Annotated in this window: 3 protein-coding genes; all 3 read right to left on the reverse strand. The window is 51.2% G+C overall.

Annotated features, from left to right (window positions below):
* Positions 1-115 precede the first annotated feature (115 nt).
* The 3 genes from AMF_RS06385 to AMF_RS10515 all read right to left on the reverse strand — a co-directional run bounded on the left by AMF_RS06385 (position 116) and on the right by AMF_RS10515 (position 12,205).
* Positions 116-2,686, reverse strand: a complete 2,571-nt coding sequence (locus tag AMF_RS06385) for a hypothetical protein (RefSeq protein ID WP_244825236.1) — start codon at positions 2,684-2,686, stop codon at positions 116-118.
* A gap of 260 nt (positions 2,687-2,946) precedes the next feature.
* Positions 2,947-7,560 carry a hypothetical protein gene (locus AMF_RS06390; protein WP_012658875.1) on the reverse strand — a complete coding sequence of 1,538 codons (4,614 nt, stop codon included), beginning with the start codon at positions 7,558-7,560 and terminating at the stop codon, positions 2,947-2,949.
* A 517-nt stretch (positions 7,561-8,077) separates the two neighbouring features.
* Positions 8,078-12,205 (reverse strand): hypothetical protein, encoded by a 4,128-nt coding sequence (locus tag AMF_RS10515; RefSeq protein WP_012658876.1) that lies wholly within the window; start codon positions 12,203-12,205, stop codon positions 8,078-8,080.
* Positions 12,206-12,881 lie beyond the last annotated feature (676 nt).

Raw genomic sequence — 12,881 nt, forward strand, 5'->3', positions numbered from 1 at the left:
GTATTACGCTGTGGAACATGGCTTTGTGCGGTTTCTCCACAAATCTCAATACACTATTGCTGGCCGTGCCTTCCCGCACCAGTGTGTGGGAGGTTTTAACCAAAATTGTGCCGCATCACGCTGGGTATAACGCACTGTGTAGTTCAAAAAAGGCATTTTCGATTTTAGGTTCTTGCAAGGTTGAGGGAACTTCGGCCTGATCGCTTGGGTTTTCCTCTGTATTACTTTTTGTGTCTGTTGGCACGGTCTTGTTGCATCTATCCTGTTTTTTTGGTTCAGAAGTAGCCGCATCTGCCTCGTTGTCTGCCTCATTGGTTGCGGCAGATAAGTTTTTGGCACGTCGCAAAAATTTTGGGAAGAAAGAGGTGTTCTCTTTTTGTGTTTCAGTAGCTGATTGTTTGTCAGATTTATCACTTGCCTCTCCAGGCGTATCGGTTGCAGTTGTCGGAGATTGAGCCGCATGTTGGGTGCATAGTTTGTATATGCAAACCAGGGGGGTTACTATCAAAAACTTTAGTATGAGTAGAATGCTTTTCCATATTGCTGATAAGAGCCACAACAAGCGCGATTGTGGCTTCTCTTCCGAGTGCGGGAGCGGTTTTTTTACGTTTGATCTACCGCGTCGGTGAGATGCACTTTTCCCTTCAGTAGGCTGCCCAAATTCTAACCCACGCTTTTTTACACTATCCAAACCGCGGAATCCTTGCGGTATATCATAGTCGGAAGCCTCTTTTCCTGAGCGGCTGTCAGCGCTTGGCTGTTTGTGTGCCTCTACGAACCTCGCAATATGAGACTCAAACGAGCGCTCGTCTGTGTCTGCGCCTTTTGTAGAAGCCTGTGTCACCATTTGTTCAATCCACTGGAGTTGCGCCATGTTTGGTCGGTACTCCGGCTTATCTGATTCCACGAATGTATCACGGGTATCGCTCCCACGTGCAGCGTGATCTGTACCACGTTTCCCGTCCTTGGTGTCTGATTGTACCCTTGGCGTTTTTGCCAAATCCCCTGTTGTCACCAGCGGTTTCTGGTGTGCGCTCTGTTCCGGTTGTACCGTAGGGACTGTGGTGTGATGCTCCGCCAGTGCAATGCCTCTATGCTTGGGGGCTACCCCGACAGGTTTCCTGGGGTATGGGCTCAAAAGTGTTCTATACTCTTTCGCGCTGTGCCAGCAGGTTGGTAGGGTGCTTGTCACGCAGGTGTGTGTCAGCTCCGGTATGGCGAACGTAATGAAATCCGTTGAGCGATAGCGTGCCCAAGAGCAATGGTGCAACTTGAACCCTCTTGGCACACGTCTCACTCCTAACTTGGCTTCGCTTATAACTATCTCAGGCCTATGTTCGCTGCCTGCTGCACGCTTTGTCACTACGTAGGAAAGTAGTGCGTGTATATTTTGCCCAGACAGGGGTATATGCACAGAGCCGTGTTCGATTACTTTATATCTCTCTTCTTGCTCATCCGGGACCTTTAGGGGGACTTTAAAGGATATTTTTTGAAAATACTCCGGCTTCGTATTCCGCCTGTCGGCACAGCTATCAGCTATAACCGTATGCAAGAACTTACTCAGCAGCTCTTCCGCGTCCTGGTGTGGTGATACAAAAATGTGTGTGCAGATGTCCTTATTATTTTTCAGGAACCCAACATCTTTGAACAGAATTTGTTTCTGTGGGTTTTCGCAGGAAAACTTAGGCGCGATGCGTGCATGCATATCTGCGTCTCGCTTTTGCATCTCTTGCGCATCTAGAAGCGCCTGGAGACGCTGCTTGTACGTTAGAACTTGTTGGGGGCTCAGGCTACTGCTGCCTAGCATATCTGCGGCTTCCAACTTGCTTGCAGCCCTAATAAGGTCGAGTTCAATAGACAAAAACACGCGTTTAAGGCATTGCTTTGCCTTCCACGCGCATTCGTTAGAGCTGTTGTTGCCATCCTCCGATTTTGCGGTAACGCGGAACGATAGATCGCGCAGTTCTACGTCATCGGTGCCAGAAGATTGATTGCGTACTGCAACAAGGTCATAGTTTATGGTCATTATTACGTCTTCCACAGGCGCGTTGTTGTAGACATCCTGAACTTTGAATGTGATGATTTCTTCGCAACGCATGCCTATGGGAGGGCAGTTTGGATCAGGTGCGGCAGCTTTTTGTGTTCGACTGCTACTACCAAAAAACGAGTGTATCCAAGACCGCTGCTGGGGCTGTTGTGGCACGGCACTGTTGGGGATAATGTTGCAAATTTTGATATCGCTTCTACAGGCACTTATCTGTGGGTTTGGGGGATAATCGATACATGCTTGCAGTATATTAGTGAGGATCGTTCGCTTCTCCGGAGGGGTGTACAATGCAACCCAAGCTGTAATGACGTGTGCGGGTGCTTTAGGGGCGTCGCTTGATCGCAGAATTATGTCTGTCAAGGCATCGACGCCGGCTATTGCAAGGCGTCTATGGTCTACAGACGATCTGATTATGAGATTTTTATTCATAATCACATTGGCCGCGCCTTCAACGCCAGTTGGCTCTTGCGTTGTGAACAGCCTCTCTCCCGCCCCGTACAGGAAATGCGCCTCTACAGCGTCATCCAACTTGTTTTTGAGTCGTACCCTAGATGTTCCCCCGGCACTATGTTGTGACACCTGCTGCTGTGTAACAGCGGGTGCCGCCCTCTTGTCTCTTTGTTGCTGACTCATTACCATATGCGCAACGAGGTGCCTGTGTACTCTACAGGAAGGCATATGGCGTTTTAAGGAAAAGCGCCTCACACGCCCGCCAGACAGCAGGCATGGTAAAACAACGTTAATGTATGGGGGACCGACAACCGTGAATTGCGGCACGCGCGGTTTCTTGGGTGGAGCAGCTTAGCCCTGTGCAACAGCCCGCGTTACAAGTGTGGCGCCACATGCATGCAAAGACGTATCCCGGCGGCGTACGTTCCCGCTCCGGGAGTGTTATGTTGTCACATTCTTGCGCGCCTACTCACGCCGCCGCTGCGTGCATGTAACTGGTCAGCAGCGGCACTATCTACAACTGTGGTTGGATTGCCACCACGATGACGGCCTGGCCTCGTGCTGGCGGTGCGCGATGTGCTGACACTGGAGACAGGTGCTGTTCTGCTACTGCTGGAATATGATACGGGTGTAGCATCGGGTGTGCGCCCCTCTGATTGATAGTACCCATCATCAACCGAGTTCACGCTGCTAAGGTCAACTTGCGGCCTTGCTGTCTGAGCTTTAGGATGGCTTTTGGCTCTGGAATCGCTCCCGTGTGCGCGTAGTTCGTCATATACATATAGCACATCTGTTGCGCTATTGCGTGTGGAAAAGCACCTAAATGTCCAAGAAAACATGGTTTTTATGCAGGTCCAAGCCAAGAGCAGGACCCGGACAACGGCGTTAAGGATTCTCGTGTACCACGCAACCCGACTTACCGGTTCGAATACGGTTGATGCGAAGCTGTCATCCATCCGTCGTGACCTGTAACTGGGCGTCTGCAGGTCATCATCTCTGCTATCATAGCTGCTATCATAGCCACCATGAGCCGCCGTTATGGCGCCATACAACGATTCCTGTGCGGTGGATCTCTCCCTCCTTTTGGCTCTTGTTGGTTTTCTGAGCGGGGCTGTCTCGCTTGCCTGAGCCCTACTTGGTCTACTTGGCCTACTCGCCACTTCCTGGTCGGATAGGCTACACTCGGTATCGGCCGCACTCAGACATGCTGCTATGTCTTGTGATAGGTCATTCACTGGCTCCACCGCGCCACGAGCGGCTTCCGCTTTGGATGCAGCGCTGTGCTTTGTGATGGTATGGCTTCCCAACTCCATTTCTTCGGGTTCCGCATCCCCACCTTTTGATGCGAGCACCTCATCTTGGTCTTCTTCTTCATCCACTGTCTGATCTTCGGATTCAGAAGAACCACCATCACGCGTCCCAGATAGCATTACTGCTGCGGGTTCTGGGCTAACAACGTGGGCCTCCTCATCCTCATCTTTTTGCTGTGGAGCTGTAGCTTGCAACTTCCGCACAAACTGCTCTTCTTTGTCATGCGGCTTCTGAACATGCCGCTCCTTCATGCTTGTGACCGCGATTATCGCCTGAAGTGGCAAGGCGAGCGCATCGCTCCGCAAAGACGCCTCTCCCAGCTTTCTGCCATCTTTTGTAGACATACTTACTGTTACTGACGGGTTACCCATTGCAAAAAAATTCTTTCCGTCTTTGGTGCCGCGGTATCGCAAGGTGTATGACATAGTGACCTTGATGTTCAAAGGCGCGTCAGTAACGACGCTTTTTGCGCTGAATGCCAGCTCATGAGTCATGCCAATCCCTCCGCCCAGCCGTGGGGGGAGACGGTCTTTGAACACCGAGGTACCAATATCCTCCCATTCAGACTCTCTGTCGTCTATTCTGGTTATGCCCAGTGCTGTACAGAAGAACTTAACAAATTTATCGTAGTTGGCGCGTGACAATGTGTTGGCGACTTCATCGTAGCATGCAGCAATGCTACCTTTGGGCTGCGTGAACCCCTGCCCACCTAATTCACAATCTTCAGATAGCACGTCATACGTGCGATCAGGGGCGGAAATGTACTCACTGCCCAAAAGCTTATCGATGCCGTGAAGCCCAACGAACTCCATGATGCACGTCCGCATTTTTTCGGAGACTGACTGCCCGGGACCACGCGACTCGCTGGAACCCTGTATAAGATATTTATATCCAGCGAAGTTATCTTGTGCTGACTGCATCACCGCCAGCGCCTTCACGGGTTCAGGCATGCGATTACTAGGTATCCTTACTATTCTGAATTCGTTATCCCGTTCCAACTGAAGGGAAGTGTACGGTTTCGCTGCCTTCAGATTTGTGTTGCTACACGATTTCACTGCAGCAACCGGATGTGTGATCCTCAGCTGCTTGAGCCCGTTGTCCATTTGCGCTACGCAAACATCGTAACAAACCACCAGGTGCAAGTTTTCTGTCTGCCACCACGCCATCGGAGCCACAAGAGCGTGCTGCACAACGCGAATCTTATCCTGCGGCTTTCCGTCTTCAGAGGTGGATTGATCAAATTGCAGAAATAACTTCTTGTCAACGATAGCAGCCTTACTCGGGAATCGCGTGTAATCTTGAAATTGGCTGAGCAAAAACTGCGTGAAACCCTCATGCGAAAAGTTGCCACATAGGTTAATTGTGGCCTCAAAAAGCGAAGTGTGAGTCTGGTGGCCAATTTCTTTTATCCATGTTTCCAGCAACTCCAGGAGTTCAAGCCTCTTCTGCGCGAGTTCGGATAGATTGTCGCTGTGACAAGGCGCGAACCTTACTGAGCTTACAGATGATGCACCTTGCGCTGCCCTGCCGCGGCGACTGCGCCCCACGACGTGTATCGCGTCCATATCATACAAGCGTAATAGTTTTCCAACCGCACCCGAGGCCAATGTGCGTGTTTTGGGTATGATAGGCCCGGTGATGTCGTGCGCTACATGCACACTTTCCTCTTCGCTGTCATTGAATGCCGCGGCCCCATAGTATTTCGCCATCTGCTCAAAGACCACCTTGCCCTGGTCTACCACCTCGACCGCTTCCTTGCGCTTTCCGCCTACACCATCTCTGCTCTGGCTTGGGGAGAATAAAGCGCCATCCTTGGCAACATCAATTTTCCCAATAGCGTCTCTGAATTTGTCACACCGTATGCGTGTGTCCCCTTTCAGTGCGATGTCAAACACCTGAAAGCTGCCTGAATCAATGCTGCTGTTGCCTACTTGCAGGCACTCATCCAGATTGAACTGTGGGTTTACAAACCGCATGCCCAATTGCGCTTTTGTCCCCAACAACGCCACTTTTTCGCCTTTTTTTGTTACCCAGTCGTATCCATGTACAATGTATGATACAAAAGCGTGTACCTTCAGGCTCGTATTGTTAGGCCTACTGCCCTTTGGGTAGAGGATAAAGTGCTCTTCGACTCTGTGCTGGGATCCTGATTCCTGATGCTCCGTGTTGATACTACTCCCGGATACAAGCCCTCTATGGGAGACACAGTGCTTTTCTATCTCCATGGATATAGGGTCGACATTCTGACTGGCCTCGTTATACACGGCTTGACTGACGAGGAAGTTCAAAGTATCACGCTGCACGCCTTCACTGGTAATTATCGGCCTGTCTGGGTGTGCCACCCCATAGCGCTCGTAACTATCCTCCAATAGGTCTTCTGAGACGAAGCACCACTGGTCTTGGCTGCTTGCGCTGTACTGCGCCGCAGGTGTTTGCTTTGCTGCTAAGTTGGTGTAACCACAGCGTTGTGCCGTTGCAGCATCATCCCACGCGGCGTTTGTGCTGAGCTCCGCGCGCCTCTTAATGTTTATGCGCTCAAACGATGCGGTGTCCACTTCGTCCTTGGTGAGGAACAACGAATTTCCGCGTCCGTTATCTACTATCTTAACATGGAGCTTAAGATCCTCTATCCGGGTGGCGCTTTCGCAAGAATCTGGAATCTCATATTTATGCACAACGTCATAGCGGAGTACGGCGTGCATATATTTTCCGCTTTCAGACCCGATGACTGCACGCTTCTCCACGCTAGAGTGCTGCTCTCTATTCCTACTGGTGGGGAATGAGCGTTCATGGGCTATTTTGCTCTGTTTTAGAAATGTTGCGTGCTTGACTACATCAATGTCAGTCGGATTTACCTGCAGAGCTGGGCCAAGAAGACCCCGGAAAATACGTGGGGTATACTCCACACCAGCGGCGCCGTCAAAAAGCCTACCGAGGTAGTCATCGCTGCTCAAGAGCCTTGTCGGAGTTTCAGTAATGTCACGCCGTACACCCGGCGTACCGTCAGCTGCTGCTGGCGGCAGGTAGATCTTGTATTTCTTTGCTGCGGGCTTGTGGGTGCATTTGTAACCCTCTTGCCTCAGGTTTCGACACAAGTCATTGGTGATTTGGATGTTTGTATTCACCGCATCCATCACCACCGATTTGTCGCTCGATAACTGCTCGTCCCGGCTTAAGGTGCACGATGTGTGCATCGTAAATGTGCCCAGGCTCTCTCCTTTGGTGTTGACAACGTTAAACTGTACACGCTCTTCTACAAGGTACGCAGGCGTAATTTTCCCCTTGCGTTTTTCAAGCTGACCACGCACACCCGAATATTTGGGGATTGCCGAAATTGTGAAGTGCGAATACGGACAAACCTCGAATGTTGCGAACTGTATGCAGTCAGGATCAAAGCACTCAGCCAAAAACTTAGGTAAGTGTGTGCGCGCATCGGGCGTTGCCTCAACGAGTTTGATCACGGCCCGCCACGCCTCTTTAGGGATGCTGGAATACGGCGATCCTATGACATTCGCCACCTCTACGAATTTGTCCGCAAGTAGGTCGTCACTCGCTGCCTCTGGACCGTCAAAGTCTATAGAAGTTAGAACCTGCTTGCTATTCAGCCGCTGCGCAAGCTCGTACATGTATTGAAGTAGTGCGAGAGCGGGTTCGAATTTTCTGTTTTCGCTTTCCCCTCTGTATAAGCACCCCGGGTCCGTCATGAGCGACTTACCCAAGTCGCTGGGTGCTTTCAGCAGTTTTGGACCCATTGGAACCTCAGTTTACGGCAGCCACCGACCTATGATCGTGCACCAAAACAGCGCCAGAGCCCAAAAAGGGTGCCGAGACCGTGCAACACGCACCGCCCACCACTGGCAAGCCACTGAAACTGGGGGTGCACAACCCCGCGCCGGTATTGTACCATTTATGTACCAGTTGTGCAACACCGCACACATTCCGCTGTATTGTCTGTTCCCGATAGTCTTTGAGATCGTCACCACGGTGCATGTATCATTTGCAAATTGATAACAACACTTTACAGTTTACGTGATGCGTGCTTCGGGAGCGACATATGCCGATGTAGGCATTATTTTTTGATGTAAGCATCTTATTGATGATTTTTTGTTCATTATTGGCGAACGAGGCCGCGCGGTAGTAGGGCACAACACCCATGATAGAACCCGCAAGAGTGCCCTACAGGTGCGTGCTACCTGCAGCCGAGCATACGGCACTCCCGTGGACTGAAGCTTGCGTAAATGGTTACGTGCTCCAGACTGCTACCAAACTCTAGGCTCCGCTCATCATGGCGGCGGCACTGTAGTTGGATGTCACTACGCTAGCCACCTCACTGTCGTCCAGCACGCTTCCGGGCGCGCATTTCTGTGCACCTACCCTTTCAGATGAAACCGCCGCTAATGAGGCGCCAATATCTTGCTGCGTGCGGGCATCTTCCCGCGTCTCAATGTCATCATCAATGGGGCTATTGAACAGATGTGTGTACTCATCGCTCCCCAACTCTTCCACGCCGCTTCCGTGCATACGTGGCTGCTGTTTGGTGCGTTTTAGTGCGGCGAAATCGCGCAGGTTTACTGTGCTAGTGTTGTCTGCCGTTTCGGGAGCGCAGCAGCAACAGCGTAAGATAAGGCTATAGCACCACAACGCCGCTGCAACGATACACGCCCACAGTTTTAGAAGCAGTCCCACAAACCACCAAAACCACACCACAATGAAACACCGCTCCTTTTTTTCGTGATCGTCCGGTGAACTTTCCACGACAAACACGGTATTCTCAACCCACTTACTCGCTTTTCTTTTGGCTGTAGCTCTCTCTTTTGATGTTGCTGTAGCCCTTTCCTTCAACGTTTCTGTAGCCTTCTCCTCTTCCAACGGTGTTTTGACCTTCTGCTCTTCCAACGTTGCCGTAACCTCCTTCTCTTCCAACGTTGTTGTAATCCCTTCTTCTCGCGACCCTGTTGTAGCTCTTTCCTGCAACGTTTCCGTAGCCGTTTCCTCCTTCAACGCTGTTTTGACCTTCTTCTCTTCCGACGCTTTGGGGGCTGACGGGTGTTTTTTGTGCGGATGTGCCGTTGCGTACTCAGTTTTTGCATTTTGGTACGGAGCAAGTACCGATTTAGACCTCGTATCGGGGATTGAAAATATGGCAGCCTGGGCCGCTCCGCCTCGCTTTTTGATAGTTAGCTTGGCATTGGTGATCACGTAAACAATATAAGTGTTTCCGCTGCCATCATCCCGGTTACGGCGCTGTTTGGATATTGCATACTCCACAGATATGCTGAGCACGTCACTATCCACACTGACATCTGCGGCTTTGGTCACCTTATATGATTTGTGCGAATCCCCAAGTTTTGTAACATTGCTGCTTATGTTATAGATGGTGGGGGGTGTTGCATCTCCCCGATCGAGGCATATTTGCGCCATGCGCGATATTACATGTGAGGTATAGTTTTTTGCATCAACATCTTTCGGGAATAGTACTGCGCGCAGCGACTCTCTATTGTTGAGGGCGCGTCTAATTTTGTCCGCATTACGAAACTTACCGCTTGTCAGCCACAGACTGGAATCCTCCTCACTTTCGGTACTGGAGGAGCAGGCCGCATCCCTGTTTACCTCACGAGACTCATCACTACGTAGTGGCTGCACAGGTGGCTGCACAGCATCCTTCTTGCTTTCGGTGTCGGAACGGGTTTTATACTCATTTGCCCTATGTTCGAATGAGACAGCAGAGATGTCGCTGTTGTCCTTCTGCTCTGACGTGCCACCTGTCGACGAATCTGGGGTGCTATCGGCAGACTTGGAGGCTGTTGTGGACGCTGTTATGGCGGTTCGTGCGGTGGATGCATTGCTTATGATACCCCGCGAAGACCAGACCGTGACCGGGAATTCCATCATGTTGCAACTACTGGCACCTGACTGGCCCTGCGCACATCCTACTTTCAGGTTGCATATTACATACTCTGTATCTTTGCCATGCTCAAGATTTTTGGAGTAAAACTCGGTTTCAACGAGCAGTACATCATATTCGACGTGCACAAATATATCTTCAGCAGTGCTTGATGTTGGCGATATCTTATAGATCCGCTTCACTCTTGTGCCCGCTATTACACCTACAACCTCGTTCCCTCTGATTGGGTAGCTTGCACTACTTTGCTCCGTAACGTCTTTTATTGTGATTCCAAAATGCTTGGCAACGGCCCGAACAAGCCCGCTTATCTCGAGAGCGTTGTCTGCGCCTCGACGAGATAACGGTGGCACGAGAGAGCGCAGAGTGCTGTTGCTTATCTGGCTCAGCTGCAGCACGGAGCCACTACTATTTTTCGAGAAAAATTGTGATATTCTCTCCTTAGCTGCGTTTGTGGTGCACTGAAACTTGCTGCTGCCACCTGGCGACGACGGTTTTAGGAACATGCCTTCATACAGCCCGCGCTGGCCTATGAAAGCACTGACTGCCAAAGAAGGTGCGCATTTCGCGGCAAGAAGTTGTGACAAGTCACTCACCACGGAATCTTTGCACCATGGGTATGAGAGAACTTTGGGCGAAGCATGACCTTCTGTAAGGATAGGGGCCGCAGTAGCGCAGATGTTTTCGATTGCTAGCTCTGCGCGCCCGTCTTCGCGCGTATTCAAAGATAGTTTATAGCCCACGTTCACAGACGTTTTAAAAGCTTGATCACCAATTTTGTACTCCAGCTGCAGGTTTCTAGTGATCGTGACTTTACTATGCGTTGCTGGGTCACTACACAGTTTCAGTTTCTGTGTAATTGTTGGCTGGATTCTGCTCAGCTCTTTATCACTGTGAACCACGGTGAATCCGTTAGAGGTTGTATCGCATGTGTTTATTATTGCGCGCAGCAGCAGGTCAGCCATACCTGGGTGCCATTTTAATGCCAGTCTGAGCGCACTTAATGCACTGTCGACGTTATCAGAGGAGTCGCTTCTTTCAGCTGCAGTAAGTACCTCTCCGTTTACCTCTACATCTCCGTTGCGCAACAATGCAGCAAAGCTGTCGTCAGCGCGCTTTAAGCTTTCCTCACCGGCACAGGTAATTCTCACGAGGCTTTCGATGAGCGCTGCGTTCATATCCGCACTCACCGCGTGCTGTTCTGTCACGCGTTTTAGGTATTCAACATGGTTCGAGGCACTGCTGATAGTTGGCCGCAGGTCCCGCTCGTAGTCGTTCACGACGATAATGGGAAGCGCGATGGGATTAGCTTGAATATCGGCCTCATCGTCTCCGGAGGGGGAATGTGTCCCGGTATCTGTGCCCCGTTCTCCGGCACCATTTTGCTCTGATGCCTCATGTGACCTCGGTGCAGCGCTGCCATGTATAGCGAACTGCTGCTTCACCGCACTGGTTTCTGCGCTACACGAGGCAGCTAGAAAAGGACTCAGTGTAAATGTTTGAGCATGCACAAGGCGTACTGCCAGCGTGGGTGCAGATTTAGGGTCTTGTACATTACTAGCTGAATGTCTCTTCGGTGCGGGGTATGACACGAAGGCGTGGACGTTATACGGCGCGTTGTCCACTCTGAACACGTAATGTCGCTCCAGGGCGTCATGACCACTACCACTGGTTTTTATGGTTCCTCTGTGCAAGATGCTATGCTCTGCCAGGCGCGTCAGGGCAGGGTGCTTATCAGGGGCGTCTGCGTAGTATAGAGTTTCGGCTACAGCCTTCATCACGGCATCGTACCCATCGCTTGTTATGCCACCGTATTGCGCGTCTTTGTGCAAGAGCGTCGTGTTCTGGTACACATACGCATCGGTTAGCAGCGTTCCATATACATCTGCGGTAAGGTCGACCATGCCGAGTGTTATGATGTCGGACTGTGAACCAGGCTCGAATGCTGTGTTAGGTGCTATTATGGCGTCGTGCACATGAATATCACTGCTTCCACTGTCACTAGGTGTGGATTCTGATGCGTTTGCTGCGCCCTCTGGCTTCCACATCGTGTCGAGCACAAGGCGCCCGCTGGGTGCCACAATGTTTTTGTTGGAGAGGGCGTTCCTGACCCCGAGCTGCACGTCATACGCCTTATGCTCGGTACTTTGCCCGCTGCGGGGGGGAATTAGTTTATATGCGAGGTGGACGTAAAAGCACTTGTCGGGTGTGCTACCATCGCTAGACGTTACGCGTGCTACATAGCGCTTGTCGATCCTCAGGCCACCATGTGACCCTGTGAAACTACGGGTGGAAACGTGTGCTAAAACCTGTGCACTCTGCTGCCCATTACTGCACAGCACCTTCTGCACGATATCTTGTACCTTGCCGCTTGCAAAAGTGTTTTTCAGCTGTTCGGTTTCGTTGTCTGCACTGTGCGTACTGCCACTTACGGATGTTGTGCCACCTGCTACGCCACCCTGGACAGCTACCGCGTTTATGTCACTACTGCTCATGTCTAAGGTCCCCCCCCCCCCTCCTTTCTCTATCCAGTATGCGGCGATAAAGGGTATGCATGCGCGCGGTAGAACCGCGTTGGCGACGGTAACGTGCGCCGAACAGCCAAATCAACAACATATTGTTGACTGTGTGAGACAAAGCTACGTTCCCTTTCAGCGGTGACGAAAACCAGGAGGTCGCTGCCGCAACGGTGCTCCGCACCTCCTTGATGAAAAACCACCAGGCCAGGACCTAGACCGCGCTTCCACCTCTTCTATCCGTGGTCACCACGCACGCCAACATTTTATTTGGTTATTTGCCAGCACTCACGGCCGCAGGCCAAGAAACTCCTCCACCCAGCAAGAGTACCCAAGTATGCCAAAACCCAACAGCGTCCAGTGAACAAGAACACACCTGCACCTTCTGCTGTCTCGCCTTAACTACCCACGACGCGCCCGCAACTTCAGCGGTAGCCGGGCAACCCATGACGAACATGAGCAAAACCCAGCGCGCACAACAGGCGCGTGTATTGTAGGCGATACCGGTAAGTAAGTCAATAGTTTTTTGCGCTTTAAGCACGAGTAATTGAGCCGTCATTTCTCGTAATACTGTACGATGCCGCTTATGTAGCCCAGAAAATTTATGCTATTTATAGCAATGCACTATTGCAGATGGGCAAAACTAGAGGGAATT

This window comes from Anaplasma marginale str. Florida (genome assembly GCF_000020305.1).
Taxonomy (GTDB): Bacteria; Pseudomonadota; Alphaproteobacteria; order Rickettsiales; family Anaplasmataceae; genus Anaplasma; species Anaplasma marginale.